We start from the raw sequence: 26,249 nt of genomic DNA, 5'->3' as shown, positions 1-26,249 counted from the left end.
TGTCGCCGACGGACCCGGTGCTCGACGTGGTCCACGTCCCAGGGTCCCCCAGGACAGTACTCTTGCGTCCCAGGATCTGAGACTGCAGTATTGCCATATGGACAGCGGAAGTGGCGTGGGGGTCCTCGACAAGGCAGCGCTGGTGCTGGCGGCCCTGGAGAGCGGACCGGCGACCCTGGCGGGTCTCGTGGCCGGGACGGGCCTGGCCCGGCCGACGGCGCACCGGCTGGCGGTCGCGCTGGAGCACCACCGGCTGGTGGCCCGCGACATGCAGGGACGGTTCGTGCTGGGTCCCCGGCTCTCGGAGCTCTCCGCCGCGGCCGGTGAGGACCGGCTGCTGGCGGCGGCCGGGCCCGTGCTCGCGCGGTTGCGCGACATCACCGGGGAGTCGGCCCAGCTGTGGCGGCGCCAGGGCGAGCACCGCGTCTGCGTCGCCGCCGCCGAGCGGCCCTCCGGGCTGCGCGACACCATCCCCGTCGGCTCGCAGCTCACGATGCGCGCCGGGTCGGCCGCCCAGGTGCTCCTCGCCTGGGAGGACCCCGAGCGGATGCACCGCGGTCTGCAGAACGCGGCGTACTCGGCCACGGCGCTGTCGGGCATCCGCCGGCGTGGCTGGGCGCAGTCGGTCGGCGAGCGCGAGCAGGGTGTCGCCTCGGTCTCGGCGCCGGTCCGCTCCCCCGGCGGCAAGACCATCGCCGCCGTGTCCGTCTCCGGTCCGCTCGAGCGGCTCTCCCGCCAGCCCGGACGCATGCACGCCCCGGCGGTCCTGGCCGCCGCGGAGCGCCTCAGCGAGTCCCTGCGGCGCCAGGCGGAGTAGCCGAGTCGGCGCGGACGTGCACCCCAGCCGCGCCGAGTCGGCGCGGACGTGCACCGCGCGCACCTGCCGACGCCGTCGTACGCGCACACCCGGCGACTCGGCACCCCTCCGACGCACACACCTGCCGACTCGGCACCCCTCCGGCGCACACACCTGCCGACTCGGCGCCCCTCCGGCGCACACACCTGCCGACTCGGCTCAGAACAGCGCCGAGCCTCCGCCCGCCTCGAGGTCGAGGAGCGTGCGCTTGCGCTCGACGCCGCCGGCGAAGCCGGTCAGCGTCCCGTCGGCGCCGATGACGCGGTGGCAGGGCACGACGACGGGGATCGGGTTGCGGCCGTTGGCGGCGCCGACGGCGCGGGAGGCGCCCGGGACCAGGCCGAGCCGCCTCGCGACCTCGCCGTACGACGCGGTCTCGCCGTAGCCGATGCGGCGCAGCTCCCCCCACACGCGGCGCTGGAAGTCGGTGCCGACCGGGTCGAGCGGCAGGTCGAAGTCCGTCAGGTCCCCCGCGAAGTAGGCCGCCAGCTGGCGGGCCGCCTCGGCCAGGACGGGGTGGCCGTCGGCGCGCTCACCGAGCTCGAGGCCCCCGGGCGGGTCGCCGAACGGGCTGAACTCGATCGCGCGCACCGCGTCGTCGTCGGCGACGATGCGCAGGGGGTCGATGGGGGTGTCGATCACGGTCCACACGGGTCCTCCTCGGGCCGGTCGGGGGCGAGGACGGCCAGGCGGCGTTCCTCGAGCGGGTCGACGACGGTGTGCCACAGGTGCATCAGCGCGGTGCTGCGCCACGGCGACCAGCGGCGGGCGAGCCGCTCGGCCTCCCGCGCGTCGACGGGGTGGCCGAGGTCGCGCAGGGCGTGGCGGACGGCCAGGTCCCCGGGCAGGAAGACGTCGGGGTCGCCGAGGGCGCGGATCGCCACGTAGTCGGCGGTCCACGGACCGATGCCTGTGAGGGCGAGCAGGGCGGAGCGGGTGCTCCCCCGGTCGGCGCCGCCGTCCAGGTCGAGGTCGCCCCGGCCCAGCGCCCCGGCCAGTCCCACCAGCGCCCGACCCCGCGCCCGGGGCATCGGCAGGTCCTCGGCGTCGAGGCCGGCGAGCGCGGCGGGGGTCGGGAACAGGTGCGTCAGCCCCGGTACGCCGGTCGCCACCGGCTCCCCGTGGGCCGCGACGAGGCGACCGAGCACGGTCCGGGCGCCGGCCAGGCTCACCTGCTGGCCGACGACCGTGCGCAGCGCGGTCTCGGCGCCGTCGACCTGACCGGGCACGCGCAGACCCGGGTGGCGGGCGACGAGCGGCGCGAGGAGCGCGTCGTCGCCCAGCGCGGCGTCGACGGCCACCGGGTCGGCGTCGGCGTCCAGCAGCCGTCGCAGGCGGGCGGTGGCCGCCCCGAGGTCGCGCAGGTCGCCCAGCCGCAGGACGGCGGCGACCTGGCCGGTCCCCGGACCGGGCAGGTCCGCGAGCTCCACGCGCAGCGTGGCGGGGCCGTGGGGCAGGCGCAGGGTGCGCGAGTAGGACCCCGTGTCCGCGGCCTCCACCCCCGGCACGAGGTGCGCGGCGAGGAAGCCGAGCAGCGCCCGTCCGGCGTACGGCGTGCGCACGGGCACGCGCACCCGCAGCACGTCGGGCGTGCCCCCGGCGACGGCGTCGTCCCCCCGGTCAGCCCGGCCACCCCGGCCGTCCCGGCCGCCCCGGCCGTCCCGGTCGGCTGCGGCCCGGCGACGGCGCAGGTCGCCCGGCGTCGCGTCGTACACCGCGCGCACGGTGTCGTTGAACTGCCGCACGCTGGAGAAGCCGGCGGCGAAGGCCACGTCGGCCATCGACAGGTCCGTGGTCTCGAGCAGGGTGCGGGCGGTCTGGGCCCGGCGGGCGCGGGCCAGCGCCAGGGGGCCGGCCCCGAGCCGGTCCCCGAGCAGACGGCCGAGGTGGCGGGGGGTGAAGCCCAGCCGGGCGGCCAGCCCGTCGACGCCCTCGCGGTCGACGACGCCGTCGGCGATCAGCCGCATGGCCCGCCCGGCGACGTCGGCGGCGAGGTCCCACTCCGGGTCCCCGGGAACGGCGTCGGGCAGGCACCGCTTGCAGGCGCGGAAGCCGGCCGTCTGCGCCGCCGCCGCGCTGCGGTGGAAGGTCACGTTGCGCGGGCTCGGCGTCCGGGCCGGGCACGACGGACGGCAGTAGATGCCCGTGCTCGTCACGCCGACCCAGAACACCCCGTCGAAGCGGCGGTCGCGGCTGGCGGCGGCGCGGTAGCAGGCCTGGGGGTCCAGGGCCGGGCCCGACGTCGTCATGGCTCCATCCTGCCCGTCGCCCCCGAGGCGGTCCGGCGGGTTTCGGACACGGCCGTGGGTGACCCCGGGAGCGCGTCCGGGCCCGGGAACGACAGCAGGCCCGGTCCTGGGGACCGGGCCTGCTGCGGATGTACCCCCGACCGGATTCGAACCGGCGCTACCGCCTTGAGAGGGCGGCGTGCTAGGCCGCTACACAACGGGGGCTTGACGATCAGGAACCCTAGCCACACCGGCCCTGACGCACCAAATCGCGCCTCCCGGATGACGCTCGGGCGCGCGATTCGCTGGGATACCTGGACTCGAACCAAGACTAACTGAACCAGAATCAGTCGTGCTGCCAATTACACCATATCCCACTGCTGCAGCCCCTGGAGTCGCCTCCAGGAACCGAGAGATGACCTTACACGCGTCGCTGCGACGCCACCAAAGCGCGTCCCGTCGCGTGGGTCGCGAGCCCGGTACGACGGGCCACCAGGACCGTCAGACCGAGGAAGACGAGCGACTGGGTGAGGGTCGACGGGATCATCCACCAGCTGCCCCCCGTGGGGTTCAGGGAGCTGCCCAGGTCCCCCACCGCGAGGGCGAGGCCGAAGGCGAGGAAGTTGTTGAGCACGTGCATCGCGATCGCCGCCTCGAGCCCGCCCGTGGCGATCACGAGCACCCCGGCGACGACGCCGAAGGCGAACCGGTCGAAGAACACCGGGACGCTCTGACCGAGCCCGTGGGCCAGGGCGAACAGCAGCGCGGGGAGCAGGACCGCGACCCACCGCGAGCCGAACACCCCACCGAGCGCCTGGGTGAGGTAGCCGCGGAAGAGGTACTCCTCCCCCGCCGCCTGGAACGGCACGATCAGGACGACGACGAGCAGGAACCACAGCGTGGTCGCGGTGAAGGCGTTCAGGCTGCCGTCGGTCTCGGCGCCGCCGGTGCCGGCGGGCAGCACCGCGGACACCACGACCGTGGCGACGAGCGCGACGACGGCGAGCCCGAGGCAGGTCGCGAACCAGCGCCAGCGCATCCGCGGCGCCACGGAGGTCAGCCAGCGCGGCCGGACGCCGTGCACGACGCGCACCACGAACCAGCACGCCGGGATCAGCGAGGCGAGCGTGAGCATCAGGTAGGCGAGCATCGACGGGGTCGGGTCGCTCAGCGAGCTCACCCCGAGCAGCCACGCGCCGACGTCGCCGCCGCTCAGCGCGACGCCCACCACGAACGGCAGCAGCCACACCAGCGGCGCCAGGAGCACCATCGTGACGGCCAGCAGCACCGTGCCGAGCAGCGCCCACCAGAAGCCGAAGCGGGGACCGGCCCGCAGCAGCTGGTGGTAGGGCAACGGCGGGTAGCGGTCGCCGTACGCCGCGGCGAACTGCTCGTCGCTCAGCGCCAGCGGGTCGCCGTGCGGGGCTGCCGGAGGGGCTGCCGGCGGGGCTGCGGGCGCCGGGGGCCCGAAGGGGTCGGCGGGGACGGGTCGGACCTGCTCGCTCACCCCGCCGAGTCTGTCAGGCGGGTGTGCGGGCCGCGGCCAGTCGCGCCAGCCCCCGCTCGCGGCCCAGCAGCTCGAGCGACTCGAACAGCGGCGGGCTGACCCGCTTGCCCGTGATCGCCACGCGCACCGGGCCGAAGGCGAGGCGGGGCTTGAGCCCCAGACCGTCCACGAGCGCCGCCTGCAGCGCGTCCTGGATGGCGGCGGTGGACCACTCCCCGAGCGGCGCCAGCGCGTCGTGGGCGGCGTCGACGACGCGGCGTCCCTCGGCGTCCAGCAGCTTCTCGGCGTCGGCGGGGTCGAGGGCGAAGTCGGCCTCGTCGACGAACAGGAAGCCCAGCATCGCGGGCGCCTCGGCGAGCTTGTTGATGCGCTCGGCCACCAGCGGCATGGCCAGCTCGAGCAGCCGCGCGTCGGCGTCGGAGACGGGGTCGGAGACGACGCCCTCGCGCTGGAGGAACGGCAGCGCGCGGTGGGTGATGTCGTCGAGGCCCAGCAGCCGCATGTGGGAGGCGTTGATGGCGTCGCACTTCTTGAGGTCGAAGCGCGCCGGGTTGGGGTTCACGTCGCGGACGTCGAAGGCCTCGACCATCTCGGGCAGGGTGAACACGTCGCGGTCCGGCGCGATCGACCAGCCGAGCAGCGCCACGTAGTTCAGCAGCCCCTCCGGCAGGTAGCCCTCGTCGCGGTAGCCGAGCGCGTTGGCCTCGGGGTCGCGCTTGGAGAGCTTCTTGTTGCCCTGGCCCATGACGTAGGGCAGGTGCCCGTACGCCGGGACCTCCTGCGCGACGCCGAGCGCCACGAGGGCGTCGAACAGCGCCAGCTGGCGCGGCGTGGAGGACAGCAGGTCCTCGCCGCGCAGCACGTGGGTGATCCGCATCAGCGCGTCGTCCACGGGGTTCACGAGGGTGTACAGCGGGTCGCCGTTGGCGCGGCACAGCGCGTAGTCGGGCACGAAGCGGGTCTCGAAGGACACCTCGCCGCGCACCAGGTCGTCCCAGCCGATCGTGCCGTCCGGCATCCGGAAGCGGACGACCGGCAGGCGGCCGTCGGCCTCGAAGGCGGCGCGCTGCTCGGCCGTCAGCTCGCGACAGAACCCGTCGTACCCCTGGATCTTGGAGCCGGACTCCGCCCGCCGGGCGTCGACCTCGGCGGTGGTGCAGAAGCAGTCGTAGGTGTACGCCGAGTCCGCGAGGCGCCCGAGCACGTCACGGTAGATCTCGGAGCGCTCGGACTGCCGGTAGGGCCCGACGTCGCCGCCCACCTCCGGCCCCTCGTCCCAGTCCAGGCCGAGCCAGCGGAACAGGTCCAGCAGCGCGTCGTAGGACTCGGTGGTGCTGCGCGCGGTGTCGGTGTCCTCGATCCGGAAGACGAAGGTGCCGCCGTGGTGGCGGGCGAAGGCCCAGTTGTAGAGCGCCGTGCGGACCAGACCCACGTGGGGGCTGCCGGTCGGGCTGGGGGCCATGCGGACGCGGACGTCGCTCATCTGGGGGGTGCTCCTGGATCGGTGGTGGGTCAGTCGCGCAGGGCGACGGGGTTGGTCAGGCTGCCGATGCCGGCGATGGAGACCTCGACCTCGTCGCCGACCTCCATCGGGCCGACGCCCTCGGGGGTGCCGGTCATGATCACGTCGCCCGGCAGGAGCGTCATCACCGACGACACGTGCTCGACGAGGGTGGGGACGTCGAAGATCAGGTCGCTGGTGGTGCCGTCCTGCTGCAGGTCGCCGTTGAGGTGGGTCTGCACCCGGCGGCCGGTGGCGAAGTCGTGGGGGTCGAGGTCGGTCTCGATCCACGGCCCGAGCGGGCAGAACGAGTCGAAGCCCTTGGCCCGGGTGAACTGGACGTCGGAGCGCTGCAGGTCGCGCGCGGTGACGTCGTTGCCGACGGTGTAGCCGAAGATCACGTCGGTGGCCTGGGCCGCGGGCACGTCGCGGCAGATGCGGCCGATGACCACCACCAGCTCGCCCTCGAAGTGGAGGTTGCCGGTCTGCCGGGGGTAGAAGATCGGGTCCCCGGGTCCGATGACCGAGGTGTTGGGCTTGAGGAACATCAGCGGCTCGCTGGGCAGCTCGTGGCCGAGCTCCGCGGCGTGGGCGGCGTAGTTGCGCCCGATGCCGACGACCTTGCTGCGCGGGAGCACGGGCGCCAGGAGTCGGACCTGCGAGAGCGGGACCTCCTCGCCGGTCTGCTTGATCCCGACGTAGAGCGGGTCGCCGGAGAGCGGCACGACGACCGTGTCCTCGGCCGGTTGGCCGAACTCGTCGACCTCCCCCGTCACCACGCCGAAGGCCGGCTCGTCCCCTGTCGTGAACCTCGCGATACGCACCCCGCGACCCTACCGAGGACGGTCGGGCGGTCGGTGGCCGCGGCGAGCCGCCGGGTGCTCGTATCCTCGCCCCGTGCTCGCCGCCGTCCCGACCGTCGTCCTCGACGACGCGGACCTCGCCGGGCGGACGCTCGCCCACGAGGCGCGGTGGGAACGGCTCGTGGGCCCGTACGCCAAGCGTCGGTCGCGCGGCGAGAGGCACCCGGTGCACGACTTCCTGTTCACCTACTACGCCGAGCGGCCCGGGCGGCTGCGGCGCTGGCACCCGGGGCACGGCGTGTCCCTCCCGGCGGGAGCGCCGCACGCCGCGTGGCGCGGCTACGCGACCGACCCGGCCACCGGTCGCGTCGTGGTCCCGGACACCTTCCTGGCCGAGCGACGGGTCCTCGTGACCACGCTGCACCGGCTGCTGCGCGCCACCGAGCGCCGGCCGGCCCACACCGGCTGCTTCGGGCTGCACGAGTGGGCGATGGTCCACGGGCAGGCCGACGGCGACGTGCGCCACGCGCTGCCGCTGCGGCTGGGGTCGGCCGGCACCGACCGCGTCGTCGAGGGCCACCGCATCGCGTGCTCCCACTTCGACGCGTTCCGGTTCTTCACCGACTCCGCGCGCGGTCTCAACACCCTGCGACCGGCCTCGGAGGACCGCGCGGACTTCGAGCAGCCCGGCTGCCTGCACGCCGGCATGGACCTCTACAAGCACGCCTACCGCCTCAGCCCGCTCGTCGACTCCGACCTCGTGCTGGACTGCTTCGCGCTCGCCGCCGACATCCGCGTGCTCGACATGCGCGCCTCGCCGTACGACCTGACCGGCGTGCCCGGCGTCGATCCCGCGCCCGTCCGGATCGAGACCGCCGACGGCAAGCGCGAGTACGCCGCGGCGCAGGCCGCCTTCGCCGCCCGCGCCGCCCCGCTGCGCCGCCGCCTCGCGGCGTGGTGCGAGCGGCTCCTGGAGGCCGACGCGGTCGCCGCGGCCACCTGATCCGCGGCCACCCGATCGGTGCCCCTGGGTGGTGGGGGTCACCTTGCGGCGCGGTGACGCCGTGCCAGTAAGGTAAGCCTTACCTATCCCCCACCCCGAGGAGCGCTCGGTGTCGCTCGCCCCCCGTTCGGACCACCTGTTCTCCCCCGACAACCTCGACGGCTACGTCGAGGCCATGCGTGCCAGCGTCGACCACCTCGCGGCCACGGTCCGCGGCGTCGACGGCCCGGCCACCGGCGCCTCCCCCGAGCAGGTCGCCAAGCTCGTGACCGACGTCGACCTCGACCGGCCGGTCGGCGACCTCGCCGCGGCCCTCGACGAGATGAGCCGGGTCTACCTCGACGACGCGGTGTGGTTCCACGAGCCGGCGTACGCCGCCCACCTGAACCCGCCGGTCGTGCTGCCGGCGCTGGCCGCCGAGGTGTTCGTCTCGGCCGTGAACTCCTCCCTCGACACCTTCGACCAGTCCGTCGGCGGCACCTTCGTCGAGCGTCACCTCGTCGACTGGACCTGCGCCCGGATCGGCTTCGGTCCGGGCAGCGACGGCGTCTTCACCTCGGGCGGGTCCCAGTCCAACCTCCAGGCGCTCCACCTCGCCCGCGACGCCGCGCTGGCCGGCGCCGCCGACGGACAGCTCCCGCGGCTGCGCGTGCTGGCCAGCGCCGACGCCCACTTCAGCGTGCAGAAGTCCGCCCGCCTGCTCGGCCTCGGCGCCGACGCCGTGCTGCCGGTGCCGATCGACGCCGACCGGCGCATGGACGTCGCCGCCCTCCACCGACTGCTCGCCGGGCTCGACGAGGTCGGCCTGGTGGCCATGGCCGTCGTGGCCACGGCCGGCACGACCGACTTCGGCGCGATCGACCCCCTGGACGCCGTCGCGGGGGCCTGCGCCGAGCGCGGCACGTGGCTCCACGTCGACGCGGCGTACGGCGGTGGCCTGCTCGTCTCGGCCCGCCACCGCCACCGCCTCGCGGGGATCGAGCGCGCCGACTCGGTGACGGTCGACTACCACAAGACCTGGTTCCAGCCGGTCTCCTCCAGCGCGCTGCTCGTGCGCGACCGGCGGCTGCTGGTGCACACCGCCTGGCACGCCGACTACCTCAACCCTGAGGCCGACGAGCGGCCGCACCAGGTCGAGAAGAGCCTGCAGACCACGCGGCGGTTCGACGCGCTCAAGCTGTGGCTGACGCTGCGCACCCTCGGGCCCGACCTGATCGGCGAGCACGTCGACACCGTCGTCGGGCTCGCCACCCGCAGCCACGCGCACGTGGTGGCCCACCCCGACCTGGAGGCCGCGCTCGCCCCCCACCTGAGCACGCTGGTCTTCCGCTTCCGCCCGCCCGGCCTCACCGAGGACGCCGCCGACGCGCTCGTCCCCCGGATCCGGCAGACGCTCTACGACCGCGGCCAGGCGCTCGTGGCGGCCACCAAGGTCGACGGCCGCGAGCACCTCAAGCTCACCCTGCTCAACCCCGCCGCGACCGACGCCGACGTGCAGGGCGTCCTCGACCTGGTCGGCGCCGTCGGCCACGAGCTCCTCGCCGGCGAGGGGCGGTGGTCCGCGTGAGCACCACCACCACCACGACCGCGACCCCGACCCGGAGCCACGTGCACGACTTCGTCGCCGTCGGCGCCGGCCCGTTCAACCTCGGGCTGGCCGCGCTGGCCGAGCCGGTCGCCGACCTCGACGGCGTCGTCCTGGAGGCCCGCGACGAGGTCACCTGGCACCCGGGCATGCTCCTGCCCGACTCCACGCTCCAGGTCCCGTTCCTGGGCGACCTGGTCTCGATGGCCGACCCGACCAACCGCTGGTCCTACCTGAACTGGCTCAAGCAGACCGGCGGGCTCTACCCCTTCTACATCCGCGAGGACTTCCACCCCCTGCGCCGCGAGTACAGCGACTACCTGCGCTGGGCCGCCGACGGCCTCGCGTCGGTGCGCCTCGGCCAGCGGGTCACCGCGGTGACCCACGACGGCGGCGCCTACGTGGTGACGACCGCCGCCGGCGACGTCGTCCACGGCCGCCGACTGGTGCTCGGCGTGGGGACCACGCCCCGCCTGCCGGCCTGCGTCACCGACGCCGGCGGGCCCGCGCTCCACACGGCGGACTACCTGGCGCGCCGCGAGGAGCTGCTGGCGCTCGACTCGGTCACCGTGGTCGGCAGCGGGCAGTCCGCGGCCGAGGTCTACCTCGACCTGCTCACCGCGACGACGGACGCGACCGCCGCGGGGCGCCGCGGCCCGGAGCTCACCTGGCTGACCCGGAGCCCCCGGTTCTGGGCGATGGACGACTCGCGGCTCACCCTCGAGATGACGTCGCCCGAGTACACCGCCTACTTCCAGGGCCTCGACGCCCCGACCCGCGCACGGCTCCTCGCCGAGCAGCCGGTGCTCTACAAGGGGATCAGCACGCACACCGTCGACGCGGTCGCCGCCCTGCACTACCGTCTGCGCGCCACGGGCCAGGGCGTGCCGGCCACGCTGGTGGCCGCCACCGAGCTGGTCGACGCACGCTGGGACGGCACGGCGTACGACCTCGGCCTGCACCACACCGAGTCCGGCGAGGACTTCGCCGTGCGCACGCAGGGCCTCGTGCTCGCCACCGGCTACGCCGCGGGCCCGGCGCCCGCGTTCCTCGACGGCGTCCGGGACCGGCTGCGCCTCGACGAGCACGGACGGTTCCTGGCCGGCCCGACGTACGCCGTGGACCACGCGCAGCGCGAGGTCTTCGTGCAGAACGCCGAGGAGCACACCCACGGGTTCGTCGCTCCCGACCTCGGGATGGGCGCCCACCGCAGCTCGGTGCTCGTCAACACGATGACGGGGCGCGAGGTCTACGCCGTGGAGAAGCGCGTCGCCGTGCAGAGCTTCGGGGTGCCCGAGCACCTGCGCGGGGACCGCCCGTGAGCCCCGACGCGACCGTCGCACTCCTCCCCCTCCACCACCGCGACCACGCGGAGGAGCTGCACGCCTGGGTGACCCACCCGAGAGCCGTCTACTGGCAGATGCAGGGCCTCACCCGCGACGAGGTCGTCGCGGCGTACGACGACCTCGCCGCCGACCCGCACCACCACTGCTGGCTGGGTCACCTCGACGGCGTGCCCGCGTTCCTCGTCGAGACCTACGACCCCGCACGGTCGGCGGCCTCGGAGGTCCGCGGGCGGCCTGAGCTCGCCGACGGCGACCTCGGCATGCACGTCCTCGTGGCGCCGCCCGCGGACGGCGCCGACCCGGTGCCCGGGTTCACCCGCCGCTGCTTCGCCGCGACCATGCGCCACTGCTTCGCCGACCCCGCCGTACGACGGGTCGTCGTGGAGCCGGACGCCCGCAACGCCGCGATCGCCCGGCTCAACGCCGAGGCCGGCTTCACCGTGGTCGGCCTCGTGCCGCTGGCCACGAAGGTCGCCGCCCTGTCCACGGCCACCCGCGAGGCCTGGCTGGCCTCCCCGCTCTCCCGTCAGGAGCCCGCATGACGTCCCCCACCGCCACGCACCCCCACCACCTCGACCCGGAGCTGCTCGCGCGCGCCCAGCGTCACCTCGTGGCGAAGGCGATCGCGGAGTACAGCCACGAGCGGCTGCTGGCCCCGGAGCCGACCGCCGACGGGTGGCGGCTCGCCTCCCCCGACGGGCGCTCGGTCCACACCTTCACCGCCGAGGTCCTGCCGCTCGAGCACTGGCTCGTCGACGAGGGCAGCCTGGCCCGGACCGTCGACGGCCGTCCGGCGCCGCTCGACGCCCAGGCCCTCGTGCTGGAGCACGCCGAGGCGCTCGGCGTGCCGCCGCGGATGCAGCCGCTCTACCTCGAGGAGGTCGCCGCCACGCTGGGCGCCGCGTGCTGGAAGCTCGCCCACCGCACCGAGACCGCCGCCGAGCTCGCCGTCGCCGACCACCAGACGGTCGAGTCGGCCATGACCGAGGGCCACCCCGGCTTCGTCGCCAACAACGGCCGGATCGGCTTCTCCCCCGCGGACCACGCGGCCTACGCCCCCGAGGCCGGGCCCGACGTCCACCTGCTCTGGCTGGCCGCCCGCCGCAGCGGGGCGCGGCTCTCGCTGGGGCGCGGCCTCACCGAGGACGCGCTCTACGACGCGGAGCTCGACCAGGCGACCCGGGCGGCGTTCGCCGAGGTCCTGCGCGGCCGCGGCCTCGATCCGCGCGACTTCCTGTGCCTGCCCCTGCACCCGTGGCAGTGGCAGCGGGTCGGCGTCACCTTCGGACCGGACCTGGCGCGCGAGGACCTCGTGCTGCTCGGCGAGGGCCCCGACGTCCACCGGCCGCAGCAGTCGATCCGCACCTTCGCCAACACCTCGCGCCCCGACCGGTCGTTCGTGAAGACGGCGCTGTCGGTGCAGAACATGGGCTTCGTGCGGGGGCTGTCCCCGGCGTACATGGAGGCGACGCCGGCGATCAACGACTGGGTCGCGGACCTGGTCGCCGGCGACCCGGAGCTGAAGGCGACGGGGTTCACCGTGCTGCGCGAGCGCGCGGCCATCGGGTGGACCGGCGACGTCTACCACCGCGTCGAGGGCCCCTCGGCGCAGAAGAAGATGCTCGCGGCGCTGTGGCGGGAGTCGGCGCGGCCGCAGGTGGGCGACGGCGAGCGGCTCGCGAGCATGACCTCCCTGCTGCACCGCGACGCGGCGGGCGACTCGCTCGTGGGCGGGCTGGTCGCGGCGTCGGGCCTGGGCGCCCGGGAGTGGGTGGCGTCGTACCTGGAGGCGTACGTCCGCCCGCTGGTCCACTGCCTGCTGGCGCACGAGCTGGCCTTCATGCCGCACGGCGAGAACCTGGTCCTGGTGCTGCGCGACCACGTCGTGACGCGCGTGGTGATGAAGGACATCGGCGAGGAGGTCGCCGTCATGGACGACCAGCCGCTGCCCGCGGAGGTGGAGCGCGCGCGGGCCGACGTGCCCCAGGACGTCCGGTCGCTGGCGCTGCACACCGACGTCATGGACGGCTACCTGCGCCACCTCGCCGGAGTCCTCCACGCGGACGGGCTCCTCGACGCCGGGGACTTCTGGGCCCTGGTCGCCGACGTCGTCGCCCGCCACGAGGCCGACCACCCCGAGCTCGCCGACGCCGCGGCCCGCTACGACCTGCGCCGGCCCGAGTTCCGCCACTCCTGCCTGAACCGACTGCAGCTGCGCAACACCCTGCAGATGGTCGACCTCACCGACCAGGCCTCCTCGCTCGCCTTCGCCGGCACCATGCCCAACCCCCTCGCCGGCTGAGGCCCACCCTCCGGTGACCGAGCCGCCCCGTGAGGTGGTCGAGCAGCTCGCGAGCCCTGGCGCGGTGTCCTGAGCCTGTCGACGGGAGCGCGCGGCGTCGAGACCACCGAGATCGGGCCGGTTCGGGGGTGTGGAGGGTGGTCTCGTCGCTGGGTTCCGGTGTCGGTGGCCGCGTCTGAGTCCGGGTCCATGGTCACCAGCGCGGCCCCACCACCACCGCCGCGTCCACGACACCCGCGACGACACCCACTGGACCGCGTCCGGCGAGGCCACCTTCCACCGACGCCACGAGGCCCCCGCACCACGAGGCACGTGAACATCACCGGGTCTCGTGGCTCACCCGCTCGTGCCTCGCGAACTCGCACCTCGACCACCGGTGCCGTCCGCACCTCGACCACCGGTGCCGTCCGCACCTCGACCGACTGGGCTGCCCGCGTCTCGGACCCAGGGACCTGAGCGCGCCGACCGCGACCTCGTCACGCGTCCGCGCGGGCACCGGGGGTGGTGGCGCGGAGCCCGGCGACGAGCAGGCCGACCGCGGCGTCGAAGTCGGAGTCGGGGCGGGGCTCGCCCCCGATGGCGCCGACCGACTGCGCCTGCAGGTGGGTCTGCTCCTCGCCCGTGTGGCCCAGCACGAGGTGGAGCAGGGCCCGCGAGGCGGTCGCGACCAGGTCGTCGTCGAAGCCGCCGGTCGCCACCGCGGCCGCGACCTCCTCGAGCGCGGCAGCACCGCCGAGCCCGAAGGCGCGGACCGTCGCGACCAGCTCGGCGCCGTCGCGGTAGGCCAGCAGTGCGTCCCGGACGCGCCGGCAGGCCTCGAGCACGACCCCGTCCCACGGCAGGTCACCGGGCGGGGTCGCGGGTGCGCCACCGAGGCCCCGGGCGAGCACCTCGTCGGCGACGGCGCCCAGCAGGGTCTGCTTGTCGGGGAAGTGGTGGTAGAGCGCGCTGGGCCGCACGCCGAGCTCGGCCCCGAGGCGCCGCATCGTGAGGTCGCCGAGCCCGTAGGCGTCGAGCACCGCGAGAGCGCGGGCGACGACGTCGTCGCGACTGTTGCGCACGCGCACCCCCACGTTGACCGGCCGGAGCGGCCACCCTAACCTGAACGCCGTTCAGGTCGGCGTCGCCGACCTCCTCGCCCAGGAGTCGCCATGAGCTCGCCCCGTCGTCCCGGCCCCGCCGGAGCCGCCCACCCCATGAGCATCGCGCTGATCGCCGGTTTCGCCGCGCTCATCGCCGTCTGCGCCCTGCTGCCGGCGATCCCGGTCGCGGGGCCCGTGCCGATCACCTTGCAGACGTTCGCGGTCCTCCTCGCCGGCGCGGTGCTGGGGGCCAAGCGCGGGTTCCTCGCCGTGCTGCTCTACGTCGTCGTCGGTGCGGCCGGGCTGCCGGTCTTCTCCGGCGGGGCCGCCGGGCTCGCGGTGCTGACGGGCCCCTCGGCGGGCTACCTGCTGGGCTTCCCCTTCGCGGCGGCGCTCTGCGGCTTCCTCGTGGAGCGTCTCCCCCGCGCCAAGCTCGCCACCAGCGTCCCGCTCATCGCGCTCGCCGGGCTCGTCGGCAGCGCGGTGTTCATCCACACCTCCGGCATGGCCGGCCTGGTCCTGCTGGCGGACATGACCTGGGCCCAGGCCTTCGACACCGACAAGATCTTCTGGATCGGCGACGTGCTCAAGAACGTCGCGATGGGCGTCGTCGCGACGGCGGTGCACCGGGCCTTCCCCGACCTGCTGCCCTCGCGCGCCCGCCGCGCCGCCACGAGGCAGCCCGCGCCCGCGTGAGCCGCCTTCGCCTCGAGTCCGCCGGCGTGGTCGTCGAGACCACCGACGGGCCGCTCGAGGTGCTGGCGCCCACCACGCTCGACCTCGTCGAGGACCGCGTGGCCCTGGTCGGCCCCAACGGGTCCGGCAAGTCGACGATCGCCCGCCTGCTCAACGGGCTGGTCGAGGCCACGACCGGGCGGGTCCTGCTCGACGACCTCGACGTCGCCCGTCACGGCCGTGAGGTCCGCCGCCGGGTCGGGTTCGTCTTCACCGACCCGGCCGCCCAGCTCGTGATGCCCACCGCGGCGGAGGACGTCGCGCTGTCGCTGCGGCGTACCCACCGCGACAAGGCCGTACGGCGCCGCGTCGCCGAGGACGTGCTCGCGGCCCACGGCCTCGCCGGGCTCGGCGACCGCAGCGTCCACGCGCTGTCGGGGGGCCAACGGCAGCTGCTCGCGCTCGCGGGCGTCCTGGCCACGGACCCCGACGTCCTCGTCGCGGACGAGCCGACGACGCTGCTGGACCTGGCCAACGCGCGCCGGGTCGGCGACCTGCTGCTCGGCCTGCGCCAGCAGCTGGTGCTCGTGACCCACGACCTCGACCTGGCCGCCCGGTGCGACCGCGCCCTGCTGGTCGACGGTGGGCGGGTCGTCGCCGACGGCGCGGCGGGCGAGGTCGTCGCGCACTACCGGGCCACCGCGTGAGCTCCCGGTGAGCGACCTCCTCGGGCTGCACCGGCCCGGCACGACGCCCCTCCACCGCGCCGGCGCCGGCACCAAGCTGCTCGGCCTCCTCGTCGCCGGGGTGCTGGTGGTGCTCGCGAGCAACGCCTGGACCGCCCTCCCCCTGGTCGTCGCGGCCGGCGCCGTGCTGACGTGGGTCTCGGGCGGGTTCGGACCGCTGTGGCGCGCCCTGCGCGGGGTGCTGCTGGTGGTGGGCCTGCTCGCGGCCTGGCTCGCCTGGTCCCAGGGGTGGGAGCGCGCGGTCGAGCGGGCCTCCGACGTGGTGACCCTCGTGGTGCTGGCGACGGTCCTCACCGTGACGACGCCGATCGACGAGATGCTCGACGCGATCACGCGGGGGCTCGCCCCGCTGCGGCGCCTGGGGGTCTCCCCCGAGGCGGTGGCGCTGGCGTTCTCGCTGATGCTGCGCGCGGTACCCGCCACCCTCGAGCTGGCCCGCGAGACCCGTGACGCCGCCCGGGCGCGGGGGCTGGAGAGCTCACCGCGCGCCCGGCTGGTGCCGCTGGTGCTCCGCTCCGTCGCACGCTCCCGCGCGACCGGGCACGCCCTCCACGCCCGTGGCGTGGGGGACGATCAGGGCGAACCGTAATGAGAGCCTCCGAACCGGACATGTAGGGCCATGCAGGAGCACCCGCAGGACGCCGAGCAGCGGTTCTCCGTGTTCTACCGCGCCCACCACGGGGCGGTGCAGGCCTACGCGACGCGACGGTCTCCGGACACCGAGACCGCCTCCGAGGTCGTGGCCGAGACCTTCACCGTCGCGTGGCGACGTCTCGACCGGGCGCTGGCCGGGGGCCGCCCGTGGCTGTTCCGCACCGCACGGCACTCCCTGGCCAACGCGCTGCGAGCCGAGCGCCGCCAGCGACGTACGGCCGCCCGTGTTGCGGGGCAGCGACCGACCGCGTCCGGCTCCGTGGAGGAGCAGGACACCGGCCCGCCCGTCCGCGCCGCGCTCGCCTCGCTGCGTGAGCGCGACCGGGAGGTGCTGATGCTCGCCTACTGGGAGGACCTCGACACAGCCGGACTGGCCGCCGCGCTGGGCTGCACCACCGGCACCGCCGCGGTCCGTCTGCACCGGGCACGCCGACGCCTCCGGGACGCGCTCGACGAACGCGTCCCACGGACCACCACCGTGCCGACACCCGACCCGAACGAGAAGGAGGCCACCCGATGACCCGGAACGACGTGGCCGAGGACCGCGCGGTCGCGCTGCTGCGCGCGGCCGACCCCGTGACCCAGCCCGACCGGAGCACCCGGACCCCTTCGTCAGAGGCGCTGCTGGCCCGCATCGTCGCCGGCCGGGAGCCGCTGCCGGCGCGTCGCGTGGCGCCCGCGCGGTCCTGGGTGCTCGCGACGGTGGTCGCGCTCGCGGTCCTCGCCCTCGTGGCCCTGCCCGGTCTGCGACTCCTCGGAGGCTGGCCGGGCGACGGGGGGACGGCCGTGGCCGCGACCCCGCCACCGCTGGTGTCGGCCGAGCCGGTGCGGGCCGGCGCGGCCCAGGAGCTGCGGGCGATCGCCCGCCGCACCGGCCGTCTGCCCGACGACGTCGGCGCGGGGGCGACGGCGGCTGTCGACTACGTGTCGTGGAGCCTGTTCACCCGCGTCGACGGGGTCGACGTCACCTCGCGCGTGGTCCCCCAGGAGGTGAGCAGGCGCCTCGGACCCGACGGCACCGGGACGACGACGACCCGACTCGTCGAGGACGACGGCGGCACCCGTGAGACCCGTGTCGACAGTGACGGGTGGCCGGTCGAGCGGCTGCCCACCTCGGAGGCCGGCATGGCGGCCGAGCTCTCGACCCGCAACCCCGCCGACCCCGCCGGGCGGGTGAACGCGGTCGTCGAGACGCTCCTCGAGCGCCCTGCCGGCCCCGCTGCCCGCGCGGCGATCCTGCGATGGCTGGCCGACACCCGGGGTGTCGCCTCGGTGGGTCGCCTCGCGGACCGGCTGGGCCGCCCGGGGGTCGGCTTCACGGTCGAGTCGGCCGCCAGCGGCCTGCCCACGCGCTACCTGCTGGTGGTCGACCCCGCCGACGGACGGGTCCTCGGTTACGAGGAGATGCTGACCACGGACCCCGGTCGGCTGGAGGTGCCGATCCCGTCCGTCATCGGGTACGTCGCGTGGCGGGGGGCCCGCTACACGGACTGAGGAGCCGCCGTCGCCGGCGGGGTGGCGTCACCAGAGGTCGCCCGAGCGCCAGTCGCAGGTGAGCTCGCCGTCGAGGTCGAGCTCGGCGCCCGGACCGGGCCGCACCATCACGCTGCCCTGGTCGTCGGGGGTCGCCACGACGCCGTCGGGGGTCAGCGCGGAGAGCCGGCCGCGCCACGACCGCCAGCCGCGGCGCTCGTAGAGCAGTCGGCCCTCGTCGGTGGCGCCGAGCGCGCCGAGGTCGTAGCCGCCCAGGAGCCGCTCCACCTCGGCCATCAGGCGCTCGCCGATGCCGCGGCGCCGGCGGTCGGCGCGGACGACGACGGCCTCGACGTAGCCGCACCGCAGCGTGCGGGACCCGTGGACCAGGTGGCGGCGCACGACGGCCGCGTGGCCCACGACGTACCCGTCGTCCCAGACCAGCACGTGGTGCCCTCCCAGGGCGTGGTCCCAGTCGTGGTCGTCGAAGTCGCCGTCCGGGTCGCCCGCGAAGGCGTCGACCAGCAGCGCACGGACCCCGGCCAGCTGGACGGGGCCGAGGTCGGCCGTGGCGCAGGTGCGCTGCTTGAGGGTCGTGCCGGCCACGGCTCAGGCCAGGTTGGCGCCGACGTGCGCCATCGCCTGGGTCAGCAGCAGGCCCCGACCGCCCTCGAGCTCGCCGCGCAGGTCCGCGCTCTGCGCCTCGCGCGGCGTCAGCCAGGTCAGCTCGAGCGCGTCCTGGCGCGGCGCGCAGTCCCCGGTGACGGGCACCACGTAGACCAGCGCGACGGCGTGCTGGCGCGGGTCGTGCAGGGCGCTGACGCCGGGCATCGGGAGGTACTCGGCCACCGTGAACGGCGTGGGGCTCGGCGGCAGCGCCGGGAACGCCATCGGCCCGAGGTCCTTCTCCAGGTTGCGCATCAGCGCGCTGCGCACGGACTCGCCGTGGTAGACGCGCCCGGAGACGAGGGTGCGGATGATCTCCCCGGTGGCCGAGGAGGTCCGCAGCAGGACGCCGACCTTCTCGACGACGCCGTTGGGGTCCAGGCGGACCGGGACGGCCTCGACGTACAGGATCGGCACCCGGGAGCGGGTCTCCTCCAGCGCCAGCTCCGAGAGCCAGCCGGGGTTGGGGTCGGGAGTTCGCACGGAGGCCATGCGCCCATCCTCCCCCAGCCCCGGCCGGGCCCGGGCAGCGGTCAGGCAGCGGTCAGGCAGCGGTCAGGCAGCGGTGGGCTCGCCGGCGAACCCGACCAGGGTCCTCAGCGCGCCCGCCAGACGCTCCTGGGTGGCGATGTCCTCGAGCACGTCGACGTCGATCGAGGACTGGGACACGGTGACGTCCTCCACGACGACCGCGCCCGCGACCCGCGCGGAGCGCGCCGCGTCGTCGTGGGACCACTTGCCGCCGTACGGCGTGGGGGTGACACCGACGACGCCGAACGGCGTGCCGACCAGGGCGCCCGCACCGTAAGGGCGGGAGAGCCAGTCGAGCGCGTTGTTGAGCACGGCGGGCATCGTGCCGTTGTACTCCGGCGTCACGGCCAGCACGCGGTCCGCGGCGCCGACCCTCTCGCGCAGCGCGACCGCGGCCTCCGGGGTGCGGCCCGGCACGTCGAGGTCCTCGTTGTAGAAGGGCAGGAGGTCGAGGCCCTCGACGATCTCGAGCCGGACGCCGTCCGGGGCGGTGTCCCGCAGGCGCTCGGCGACGCGACGGTTGACGGAGTCGGCGCGCAGGCTGCCGACGAGGACGGCGACGGAGGTGCCGTCGGTGGAGGTGCTGTCGGTGGAGGTCGCGGGCGTGCTGGTCATGAGGGCTCCTCAGGAGGTCGGGTGCATCGTCGGGGGGCCAAACGGACCGCGGTCCGTTTCTATTCCACGGGCCTCCCGGGGCCGCCGGCGAGGACTAGGTTGGGCGCACCATGCCCGACCTCCTGCCCCTGCTCGGCGACGAGCCGTCCGAGCGCAGCGACGCGGCCCGCAACCGCGCCGCCCTCCTGGCCGCGGGTCGCGACCTGGTGGCGCACTGCGGCACCGAGGCGGTGACGATGGAGGCCGTGGCGGAGCGCGCCGGGGTCGGCAAGGGCACGGTGTTCCGCCGCTTCGGCACGCGCGAGGGGTTGATGGCCGCCGTGCTGGACGCCGACGAGCGGGAGTGGCAGGCGGCGGTGATCTCCGGTCCCCCGCCGCTGGGTCCGGGCGCGGAGCCGTGGGAGCGGCTCGTCGCGTTCGGCCGCTCCCGGCTGGTCACGACGTTGACCCACGCCGACCTGATCCGGGCCGCGGGCGGCTTCGGGTCGCGCTCCCAGCCCGCGCACGCGTTCACCGTGCTGCACCTGCGCCACCTGCTGCGCGAGCTGGGCGTCACCGGGGACCTGCCGATGCTGGCGACGGCCCTGCTGGCCCCGCTCGAGGTGCCGCTGCTCGACGCCGCGGTGCGCGCCGAGGACTACCCCGTCGAGCGGGTGCTGGCCTCCTGGCTGGACCTCGCCCGCCGGATCACGGCGGGCTGAGCGCCCTCACCCCACCCGGTGGCGTCGCAGCCCGAAGGTGATCGCGTCGGTCAGCGCGGCCCAGGAGGCCTCGACGACGTTGTGGCCCACGCCGACCGTGACCCAGGAGGTCTCCCCGTCCGCGGTCTCGATCAGCACGCGGGTGACGGCGTCGGTGCCGTGCCCCGCCTCGAGGATCCGGACCTTGTAGTCGATGAGGTCGAACTTCGCGACCTCGGGGTAGGCCCGCCCGATGGCGCCGCGGAGGGCCTGGTCGAGGGCGTTCACCGGGCCGTTGCCCTCGCCGGTCACCACGTGGCGCTCCCCGCCGGCGCGCAGCTTGACGGTCGCCTCGGAGACCGCCTCCAGGGTGCCCGCGCCCGGCCCGACGCCGACCGCGGCGCCACCGGACTCGGTGATCACGCGCCACGACTCCACCTCGAAGTACGTCGGGCGCCCGCCGCCGGCGAGGTCGGCGAGCAGCAGCTCGAAGGAGGCGTCGGCCGCCTCGAAGCTCATGCCGGCGGCCTCGAGCTCCTTGACCCGGTCGGTGATGGCGGTGAGCAGCTCCTTGTCGTGGGACAGGTCGAACCCGAGCTCGCGCCCCTTGAGCTCGATCGACGCACGGCCGGCCATGTCCGAGACCAGCAGCCGCATGTCGTTGCCGACGCCCGCGGGATCCATGTGCTGGTACAGGTCGGGGTCGACCTTGATCGCGCTGGCGTGCAGGCCCGCCTTGTGCGCGAACGCCGAGGCCCCGACGTACGGCTGGCGCGAGGACGGCGGCACGTTGGTGCTCTCGGCGACCGCGTGGGCGATGCGGGTGGCGTCGCGCAGCCGCCCCTCGGGCAGCGCCTGGCGGCCGGTCTTCAGCTCGAGGTTGGCGACCACGGTGACGAGGTCGGCGTTGCCGGTCCTCTCGCCGTAGCCGTTCAGGCAGCCCTGGACGTGGGTGGCGCCCGCGGCGACGGCGGCGAGGCTGTTGGCGACCGCGCAGCCGGTGTCGTTGTGGGCGTGCATGCCGACCCGGCCGCCGGTCTCGGTGGCGACCGTCATGACGTCCTCGACGACCTCGGTCACCCACGGCGGGAGCATGCCGCCGTTGGTGTCGCACAGCGCGACCACCTCGGCCCCGGACTCCCAGGCGGCGCGCAGCACGTCGAGGGCGTAGCCGCGGTTGTCGCGGTAGCCGTCGAAGAAGTGCTCGGCGTCGACGAAGACCTGCCGTCCCTCGGCGCGCAGGTGGGAGACGGTGTCGCGGACCATCGCGAGGTTCTCCTCCAGCGTGGTCCGCAGGGCGAGCTCGACGTGACGGTCGTGGGACTTGGCGACGAGCGTGACCGTCTGCGCCCCCGAGTCGCGCAGCGCCGCGACCAGCGGGTCGTCGGCGGCCCTGGCACCGGCGCGGCGGGTCGAGCCGAACGCCGCGAGCCGGGCGTGGGTGAGGTCCAGCTCGGTCTGCGCGCGTCGGAAGAACTCGGTGTCCTTCGGGTTCGCACCCGGCCAGCCGCCCTCGATGTAGCCGACCCCGAGCTCGTCGATGCGCCGGGCGATCGTCAGCTTGTCGGCGACGGAGAGGTTGAGCCCCTCCTGCTGCGCGCCGTCGCGCAGCGTCGTGTCGTAGACGTGGAAGTCACCCTGCGGGTTCATCTGGCTGGTCCGTCTCTCTCGGGGCTGGTCTGAGCAACAAAAAACCTCCTGTGGGAGCAGGAGGTCGGCGCATCGGGGAGTCCCGATGCGCTAGGCGATGATGATGACGCGCGTGGTCACGACCGCCATGCTGCCACGGCTCGACGCGTCCGACCACCGCCGTCCGGCCGGTGGTCGACGGCCGCCCGTGGGCCGCTAGGGCCGTGACGGCCCGGGCAGGGTGTCGGCCCACCCGGTCCAGGGCGCCTGCTCGGCCGGGGTCCAGGTCGGTCCCTGGCTGCCGACGAGGAGCGCCAGGACCAGCGCCCCTCCTCCGACGAGCACGAGGGCCACTCCCCAGGAGGCGGCGTCGCGGGCCACCGGGGTGGTCGCCCGGCGCACGGAGTCGCGGACCCGACCGCCGCCCGGACCGGTCCACAGGCACAGCGCGAGGACCCCGCCGGCGAGGGCGAGCACGGTGGGCGGGGCCGCGCCGACGATCCAGGCGGCGGCCGCCGCGCACCCGGCGAAGCCCAGCGACCACAGCCACAAAAGCCCGGTCACCGGCGCCGAGGCCACGAGGTGCCAGGGCAGCGCCACCGAGGCGCGCGGCACGTCGTACCAGCGTCGACCGCGGACCATGCGCCGCTGCTGCACGCGGTCGTCGGCCGCGGAGACGCCGCGGGCCACCCACGTCAGGAGCAGCACGGTCGCGAGGGCGAGCCAGGGGTACGCCGCGACGCCCGCGGCGACGGCCGCGCCGCCCGCGAGGGTCAGCAGGGCGGCGCGCCCGCGGACCGCGGCGGGCGGGCGGGGGTCGGCCGGGGCGTGGGGGTCGGCGTACGGGTCGGCGTACGGGTCCGCGTACGGGTCGGCGTACGGGTCGTGCCGCCGGGCGTAGGGGTCGCGGTCGGGGTCCTGCTCGGCGTGGGGGTCGCGTCGCAGGCGCGGGTCGATCGGCGGCGGGGTGCGGTAGGGGGCCCGCTGGGGCTCGGGCCCGACGGCGGTGCGGAGCGCGTGCGGGTCGTCCTCGTCGTAGCCGTCGAGGTCGTCGCCGTGGCCCTCGAGGTCGTCGTCGTCCAGCAGGTCGTCGTCCTGACCGTCGCCGACGACGGGCAGCAGGTCGGGGCGGGTCCCGTGGACCGTCTCGTGACGGGTCGGCCCGATCTCGGTGGGCGCCTCGGCGTCGTGGCGGGCGACGGCGGCGTAGGGCAGCGTCGGCTCCGGGTCCCCCACCGCCACGGCGGGCACGGCGGCCGGGGCCGGCGGACGCGGCGCGTCGAGCTCGGCGGCGAGCTCGTCCAGGGTGGGTCGCACCAGCGGGTCGGGGTGGAGCGCCGGCTCCAGCAGGCGGCGCGCGGGGGTGGGCAGCCCGGCGAGGTCGTGCTCGCCGCGGCGCACGCGGTCCATGACCGCCATCGCGGGCCCGCGACCGAAGGGCGAGCGTCCGAGGCCGGCGAAGGCGACCGTGCTGGCCCACGCGTGGACGTCGGCGGCCGTGGTCGGGTCGTCGCCGTGGAGGATCTCGGGCGCGAGGTAGCCCGGGGTGCCGAGGAGCCAGCCGGTCTGGGTGAGCCGGTCGTCCTCGGCGAGGCGTGCGAGGCCGAAGTCGATGAGGACGGGGTCGCGGCCCTCGATGAGCACGTTGGAGGGCTTGATGTCGCGGTGGAGCACCCCGACGGCGTGCACGGCCCGCAGCGCCTCGGCGAGCCCGGCCGCGAACCGTCGCAGGTCGCCGCCGCCCATCGGGCCCTCGTCGGCGACGAAGTCGTGCAGGGACGGTCCGGGCACGTAGCGGGTGGCGACGTAGGGGATCTCGCCCCACGGGTCGGCGTCGACGATGTGGGCCACGCGCCGGCTGCGGACCCGGCTCAGCGAGGCGACCTCGCGGGCCAGGCGGGAGCGACCCTCGTCGCCGCCGACGACGTGCGGTCTCAGGACCTTCAGCGCCACGCGCGGACCGCCGGGCCGCTGCGCCAGGTGGACGACCCCCATGCCGCCCTCGCCGATCCGGGACAGCAGCAGGTAGCCGTCCACGACGATCTCGCCCGGGGGTCGGGCGTAGGGGGAGGCGGTCACGCATCGAGGTTAGCGGCTCGCGTGCGCCCCACCGGGGCGACGCGACACGCCCGGCGCACCCACCGGGGACGGCGGCCCGTGGCGGTCGCGGGCGGACGGGGCGGGGCTCAGCGGGCGTCGAGCTCCTTGACCGCGCGGCGGGTCGCGACGAGCCGGAACGACGCGTCGAGGAGCTCGCGCACCTCGTCCCAGTCGACGTCCGGGGTGTCGAGGTCGAGCCCGCGCCACCCGAACGGGCCGTAGTAGGCGGGCAGGAAGAACCGCGGGTCCTCGTCGAGGGCCGCGGTCTCGCCCGGCTCGGCCTTGAACAGCACGGCCCGGTCGTGCGGCTCGTGCTCGCCGGGCCGCACCTTCACCCCGCCCCCGTAGAGGGCGAAGATCTTGCCGCAGCGGAACGTCGGGCGGCCCCACGCCTCCTTCTCGGTCGCCTCGGGCAGGGCGAGGGCCAGCTCTCGGAGCCGGAGCAGCAGCGGGTCGTCCTCGTCGTACATCCGCTCGTGGGCCATGGGCCGATTGAAGCAGCCGTGGCGGACACCGGGCCCGGACCGCCGACGCGGGGGTGGCCGCTCAGCGGGAGCCGCGTCCCTGCCGGCCGCGGTGCGTCACCGCGAGCCGGACGAGGGCGGTGACGACCACACAGATGCCACCGATCAGCGCCACGGCGACGACCGCGCCCACCCACGGGTCGGCGACCGTCCGGGGCTCGAGGGCCGACATCAGCACGGCGAGACCCAGGGGCAGCCCCAGCACCACGACCACCGTGGCGAGCACGATCGTCACCGGCCGCAACCGCGGGCCCGGGACGGACGCGCTGGGTGGTGCGGGGACCGGCACCCCCGACGGCGTGTCCCCCTCCGGACCGCCGCGGCCCCCGCGACGCCGTCGCGCCGGCCGCGCCACCGCCTCCGCCCGTGCCGCCACCCGCTCGGCCAGCCCGAGGACCTCACGGACCCGTCGGGGGGTCGGCGGCCCCAGGGGTCGGCTGCCGATCACGGTCACCTCGCGGGGCGCGAGCTCGACCGTCGTCGGCCCGGCCGCCGCGGTGAGGTGCTCGAGGAGCGCGTCGCCGAGCAGGGTCGTGGCGTCCTGGTCGGGGCGCAGGAACCCGACGGTGCGCACCCGCAGGTAGAGCGTCGGGGCGCGGTGGTCCTCGTCCCCGCGCACCCGCGACACGTCGTGGCAGTCGCCCACCTCGCAGAACGCCGCGCCGGGGGTGCGCACGCCGACGTGGACGACGAGGGCGCCCCCGGCGAACGCCAGGCCGGCGTAGTCGTCCGCGGGTGACCCGTGCAGTGAGGTGAGCCCGTTGGCGGTGGCGAATGCCTCCAGCGACGCGCCGTCCCGTGCCCGGCCGACCCCGCCCGCCACCGCGCAGGCCCCGGCCGCGGCGAAGAACAGCGACACGGCCACCAGGGCCACGTCCGGGTCGTCGTCGCCGACGAGCAGACCGACGCCGAGCGCAGCGGCCAGGACGCTCAGCAGGAGCGCCACCGTCGTGCCGATCAGCAGCAAGGGGTTCGCGGCCAGCCCTCGGAGTGCGGCGTGCAGCCCTGTCCGTCGGGCCAGGGGGCCGTAGTCCAGGTCGGCCGCGGCCATCAGTACCGCTCGCCCGCCTCGACCCGTGCCGTGAGCGTGTTGCCGGGCGGGGCCAGGGGGCAGCGCCAGCGCGGGTCGTAGCGGCACGACGGGTGGTAGGCGAAGTTGAGGTCCAGCACCAGGCGCCCGTCGCCGAGGCCGTGGTGGGCGCCCTTCGCGGTGTCGAGCAGGTAGCGCCCGCCGCCGTACGACGAGGCGCCGTCCTCGCCGGGACGGCCCGAGGTGCCGTCCCGCAGCGGCACGAACAGACCCCCGCCGTACTGGTGCAGGCGCCAGACGTCGAGGGTGCCGAGGCCGTCGAGCGAGACGCGGCCGACGCGCACCAGGGTCGTGCCCCCGTCGTCACCGGTGTCGACGGGACGCTCGTCGGGCTCCTCCCCGGCCGTGACCGGCTCGAGGGCCACGTCGAAGCGCAGGGCCGGGTCGTAGGCCCAGTACGACAGGCCGGCCTCCCGCAGCTCCGGCTGGTCCCGCACCGGGCTGTCGGGATGGGTCGCGAACAGCTCGGCCCGCCCGGCGCGCCAGGTGGCGTGGCCGGAGACGGGGTCCGGGTCGGCCCGCACCTCGGCGTAGAGGGCGGCGACGCGGTCGCGCCAGTCGACCAGGGTCAGCGGGCCGGCGGGCGGGGCGGGGACGGCGGTGGGCACCCGCGCGACGCTACCCGCCGGGGCCGACGACAGGGCCGACCGACG

General features: G+C 75.5%; 26 protein-coding genes and 2 tRNA genes. 12 read left to right on the top strand and 16 right to left on the bottom strand.

The genetic code is table 11. The features are described from left to right. Nucleotides 1-97 precede the first annotated feature (97 nt). Nucleotides 98-817: an IclR family transcriptional regulator gene (locus ABD158_RS13985; protein ID WP_344008139.1), complete on the top strand. Its 720-nt coding sequence runs from the start codon at nt 98-100 to the stop codon at nt 815-817. Nucleotides 818-1,015: 198 nt separating this feature from the next. Here the strand turns inward: ABD158_RS13985 and ABD158_RS13980 are convergent, their stop codons facing one another. The 7 genes from ABD158_RS13980 to ABD158_RS13950 form a co-directional block, all read right to left on the bottom strand. Beyond that, entirely contained in the window at nt 1,016-1,507 is a 492-nt protein-coding gene (locus ABD158_RS13980) for a methylated-DNA--[protein]-cysteine S-methyltransferase (RefSeq protein WP_344008138.1), read from the bottom strand. Further along, nucleotides 1,495-3,105, bottom strand: a complete 1,611-nt coding sequence (locus ABD158_RS13975) for a DNA-3-methyladenine glycosylase 2 family protein (protein WP_344008137.1) — start codon at nt 3,103-3,105, stop codon at nt 1,495-1,497. Before ABD158_RS13975 ends, ABD158_RS13980 begins: the two co-directional genes overlap by 13 nt. A gap of 131 nt (nt 3,106-3,236) precedes the next feature. Then, nucleotides 3,237-3,309: transfer RNA gene (locus ABD158_RS13970), tRNA-Glu, on the bottom strand. Nucleotides 3,310-3,389: 80 nt separating this feature from the next. Next, a tRNA-Gln gene (locus ABD158_RS13965) sits at nt 3,390-3,461 on the bottom strand. Between the two features lie 44 nt (nt 3,462-3,505). Then, nucleotides 3,506-4,591, bottom strand: coding sequence for a CPBP family intramembrane glutamic endopeptidase (locus ABD158_RS13960; protein ID WP_344008136.1), 1,086 nt, complete (start codon nt 4,589-4,591; stop codon nt 3,506-3,508). A gap of 13 nt (nt 4,592-4,604) precedes the next feature. Continuing rightward, a complete protein-coding gene (gene gltX, locus ABD158_RS13955) occupies nt 4,605-6,074 on the bottom strand; it encodes a glutamate--tRNA ligase (protein WP_344008135.1) in 1,470 nt (489 codons plus the stop codon). A 29-nt stretch (nt 6,075-6,103) separates the two neighbouring features. After that, nucleotides 6,104-6,916: a fumarylacetoacetate hydrolase family protein gene (locus ABD158_RS13950; protein ID WP_344008134.1), complete on the bottom strand. Its 813-nt coding sequence runs from the start codon at nt 6,914-6,916 to the stop codon at nt 6,104-6,106. 73 nt (nt 6,917-6,989) lie between these two features. On the opposite strand from ABD158_RS13950, the gene ABD158_RS13945 reads away from it, so the two are divergent. The 5 genes from ABD158_RS13945 (at nt 6,990) to ABD158_RS13925 (ending at nt 13,131) form a co-directional block, all read left to right on the top strand. Further along, on the top strand, nt 6,990-7,898 hold the full coding sequence (locus ABD158_RS13945; RefSeq protein WP_344008133.1) for a 3-methyladenine DNA glycosylase: 909 nt from the start codon (nt 6,990-6,992) through the stop codon (nt 7,896-7,898). Nucleotides 7,899-8,007: 109 nt separating this feature from the next. After that, nucleotides 8,008-9,465: a pyridoxal phosphate-dependent decarboxylase family protein gene (locus tag ABD158_RS13940; protein WP_344008132.1), complete on the top strand. Its 1,458-nt coding sequence runs from the start codon at nt 8,008-8,010 to the stop codon at nt 9,463-9,465. Then, nucleotides 9,462-10,805, top strand: coding sequence for a lysine N(6)-hydroxylase/L-ornithine N(5)-oxygenase family protein (locus ABD158_RS13935; RefSeq protein WP_344008131.1), 1,344 nt, complete (start codon nt 9,462-9,464; stop codon nt 10,803-10,805). Before ABD158_RS13940 ends, ABD158_RS13935 begins: the two co-directional genes overlap by 4 nt. Beyond that, nucleotides 10,802-11,371, top strand: coding sequence for a GNAT family N-acetyltransferase (locus tag ABD158_RS13930; RefSeq protein ID WP_344008130.1), 570 nt, complete (start codon nt 10,802-10,804; stop codon nt 11,369-11,371). Before ABD158_RS13935 ends, ABD158_RS13930 begins: the two co-directional genes overlap by 4 nt. Further along, nucleotides 11,368-13,131, top strand: a complete 1,764-nt coding sequence (locus ABD158_RS13925) for an IucA/IucC family protein (RefSeq protein ID WP_344008129.1) — start codon at nt 11,368-11,370, stop codon at nt 13,129-13,131. Before ABD158_RS13930 ends, ABD158_RS13925 begins: the two co-directional genes overlap by 4 nt. A gap of 476 nt (nt 13,132-13,607) precedes the next feature. On the opposite strand, the gene ABD158_RS13920 is transcribed toward ABD158_RS13925, so the two are convergent. Further along, nucleotides 13,608-14,192 (bottom strand): TetR/AcrR family transcriptional regulator C-terminal domain-containing protein, encoded by a 585-nt coding sequence (locus ABD158_RS13920; protein ID WP_344008128.1) that lies wholly within the window; start codon nt 14,190-14,192, stop codon nt 13,608-13,610. 90 nt (nt 14,193-14,282) lie between these two features. Between ABD158_RS13920 and ABD158_RS13915 the strand changes: the two genes are divergently transcribed. The 5 genes from ABD158_RS13915 to ABD158_RS13895 are packed head-to-tail and all read left to right on the top strand — an operon-like array spanning nt 14,283 to nt 17,782. Beyond that, the gene (locus ABD158_RS13915) at nt 14,283-14,909 is read left to right on the top strand and encodes a biotin transporter BioY (protein WP_344008127.1); all 627 of its coding nucleotides are present in this window, start codon (nt 14,283-14,285) and stop codon (nt 14,907-14,909) included. After that, nucleotides 14,906-15,595 carry an energy-coupling factor ABC transporter ATP-binding protein gene (locus tag ABD158_RS13910; protein ID WP_344008126.1) on the top strand — a complete coding sequence of 230 codons (690 nt, stop codon included), beginning with the start codon at nt 14,906-14,908 and terminating at the stop codon, nt 15,593-15,595. Before ABD158_RS13915 ends, ABD158_RS13910 begins: the two co-directional genes overlap by 4 nt. 7 nt (nt 15,596-15,602) lie before the next feature. Further along, nucleotides 15,603-16,223, top strand: coding sequence for an energy-coupling factor transporter transmembrane component T (locus ABD158_RS13905; protein ID WP_344008125.1), 621 nt, complete (start codon nt 15,603-15,605; stop codon nt 16,221-16,223). 30 nt (nt 16,224-16,253) lie between these two features. Continuing rightward, a complete protein-coding gene (locus ABD158_RS13900) occupies nt 16,254-16,808 on the top strand; it encodes an RNA polymerase sigma factor (RefSeq protein ID WP_344008124.1) in 555 nt (184 codons plus the stop codon). Next, nucleotides 16,805-17,782, top strand: a complete 978-nt coding sequence (locus tag ABD158_RS13895; protein ID WP_344008123.1) for a hypothetical protein — start codon at nt 16,805-16,807, stop codon at nt 17,780-17,782. The genes ABD158_RS13900 and ABD158_RS13895 overlap by 4 nt, the downstream gene beginning before the upstream one ends. Nucleotides 17,783-17,809: 27 nt before the next feature. On the opposite strand, the gene ABD158_RS13890 is transcribed toward ABD158_RS13895, so the two are convergent. The 3 genes from ABD158_RS13890 to ABD158_RS13880 all read right to left on the bottom strand — a co-directional run bounded on the left by ABD158_RS13890 (nt 17,810) and on the right by ABD158_RS13880 (nt 19,573). After that, nucleotides 17,810-18,367, bottom strand: a complete 558-nt coding sequence (locus ABD158_RS13890; protein ID WP_344008122.1) for a GNAT family N-acetyltransferase — start codon at nt 18,365-18,367, stop codon at nt 17,810-17,812. A 3-nt stretch (nt 18,368-18,370) separates the two neighbouring features. After that, a complete protein-coding gene (locus ABD158_RS13885; protein ID WP_344008121.1) occupies nt 18,371-18,919 on the bottom strand; it encodes an NUDIX hydrolase family protein in 549 nt (182 codons plus the stop codon). A 63-nt stretch (nt 18,920-18,982) separates the two neighbouring features. Beyond that, nucleotides 18,983-19,573, bottom strand: a complete 591-nt coding sequence (locus ABD158_RS13880; protein WP_344008120.1) for an NAD(P)H-dependent oxidoreductase — start codon at nt 19,571-19,573, stop codon at nt 18,983-18,985. A 110-nt stretch (nt 19,574-19,683) separates the two neighbouring features. On the opposite strand from ABD158_RS13880, the gene ABD158_RS13875 reads away from it, so the two are divergent. Beyond that, nucleotides 19,684-20,274, top strand: a complete 591-nt coding sequence (locus ABD158_RS13875; protein ID WP_344008119.1) for a TetR/AcrR family transcriptional regulator — start codon at nt 19,684-19,686, stop codon at nt 20,272-20,274. Between the two features lie 6 nt (nt 20,275-20,280). Here ABD158_RS13875 and cimA read toward each other — a convergent pair whose 3' ends face one another. From cimA to ABD158_RS13850, 5 genes are all read right to left on the bottom strand, one after another. Next, on the bottom strand, nt 20,281-21,903 hold the full coding sequence (gene cimA, locus ABD158_RS13870) for a citramalate synthase (protein ID WP_344008118.1): 1,623 nt from the start codon (nt 21,901-21,903) through the stop codon (nt 20,281-20,283). A gap of 195 nt (nt 21,904-22,098) precedes the next feature. Then, nucleotides 22,099-23,961, bottom strand: coding sequence for a serine/threonine-protein kinase (locus tag ABD158_RS13865; protein ID WP_344008117.1), 1,863 nt, complete (start codon nt 23,959-23,961; stop codon nt 22,099-22,101). 107 nt (nt 23,962-24,068) lie between these two features. Next, on the bottom strand, nt 24,069-24,467 hold the full coding sequence (locus ABD158_RS13860; RefSeq protein WP_344008116.1) for an MmcQ/YjbR family DNA-binding protein: 399 nt from the start codon (nt 24,465-24,467) through the stop codon (nt 24,069-24,071). Between the two features lie 61 nt (nt 24,468-24,528). After that, nucleotides 24,529-25,557, bottom strand: a complete 1,029-nt coding sequence (locus tag ABD158_RS13855; RefSeq protein ID WP_344008115.1) for a hypothetical protein — start codon at nt 25,555-25,557, stop codon at nt 24,529-24,531. Next, nucleotides 25,557-26,204, bottom strand: a complete 648-nt coding sequence (locus tag ABD158_RS13850) for a DUF1684 domain-containing protein (protein ID WP_344008114.1) — start codon at nt 26,202-26,204, stop codon at nt 25,557-25,559. Before ABD158_RS13850 ends, ABD158_RS13855 begins: the two co-directional genes overlap by 1 nt. Nucleotides 26,205-26,249: the final 45 nt, after the last annotated feature.

It is taken from the genome of Nocardioides lentus, assembly GCF_039529515.1.
GTDB classification, from domain to species: domain Bacteria; phylum Actinomycetota; class Actinomycetes; order Propionibacteriales; family Nocardioidaceae; genus Nocardioides; species Nocardioides lentus.
The sequence above is the reverse complement of the archived record's forward strand: the minus strand, read 5'-3'. Positions and strand labels throughout refer to the sequence as shown.

What these genes read in the sequence shown, in the direction of transcription:
- ABD158_RS13985 (WP_344008139.1), top strand. Translation starts at nt 98, where the DNA reads ATGGACAGCGGAAGTGGCGTGGGGGTCCTCGACAAGGCAGCGCTGGTG.
- ABD158_RS13975 (WP_344008137.1), bottom strand. Translation starts at nt 3,105, where the DNA reads ATGACGACGTCGGGCCCGGCCCTGGACCCCCAGGCCTGCTACCGCGCC.
- gltX (WP_344008135.1), bottom strand. Translation starts at nt 6,074, where the DNA reads ATGAGCGACGTCCGCGTCCGCATGGCCCCCAGCCCGACCGGCAGCCCC.
- ABD158_RS13925 (WP_344008129.1), top strand. Translation starts at nt 11,368, where the DNA reads ATGACGTCCCCCACCGCCACGCACCCCCACCACCTCGACCCGGAGCTG.
- ABD158_RS13915 (WP_344008127.1), top strand. Translation starts at nt 14,283, where the DNA reads ATGAGCTCGCCCCGTCGTCCCGGCCCCGCCGGAGCCGCCCACCCCATG.
- ABD158_RS13900 (WP_344008124.1), top strand. Translation starts at nt 16,254, where the DNA reads ATGCAGGAGCACCCGCAGGACGCCGAGCAGCGGTTCTCCGTGTTCTAC.
- ABD158_RS13895 (WP_344008123.1), top strand. Translation starts at nt 16,805, where the DNA reads ATGACCCGGAACGACGTGGCCGAGGACCGCGCGGTCGCGCTGCTGCGC.
- ABD158_RS13885 (WP_344008121.1), bottom strand. Translation starts at nt 18,919, where the DNA reads ATGGCCTCCGTGCGAACTCCCGACCCCAACCCCGGCTGGCTCTCGGAG.
- ABD158_RS13880 (WP_344008120.1), bottom strand. Translation starts at nt 19,573, where the DNA reads ATGACCAGCACGCCCGCGACCTCCACCGACAGCACCTCCACCGACGGC.
- ABD158_RS13875 (WP_344008119.1), top strand. Translation starts at nt 19,684, where the DNA reads ATGCCCGACCTCCTGCCCCTGCTCGGCGACGAGCCGTCCGAGCGCAGC.
- cimA (WP_344008118.1), bottom strand. Translation starts at nt 21,903, where the DNA reads ATGAACCCGCAGGGTGACTTCCACGTCTACGACACGACGCTGCGCGAC.
- ABD158_RS13860 (WP_344008116.1), bottom strand. Translation starts at nt 24,467, where the DNA reads ATGGCCCACGAGCGGATGTACGACGAGGACGACCCGCTGCTGCTCCGG.
- ABD158_RS13855 (WP_344008115.1), bottom strand. Translation starts at nt 25,557, where the DNA reads ATGGCCGCGGCCGACCTGGACTACGGCCCCCTGGCCCGACGGACAGGG.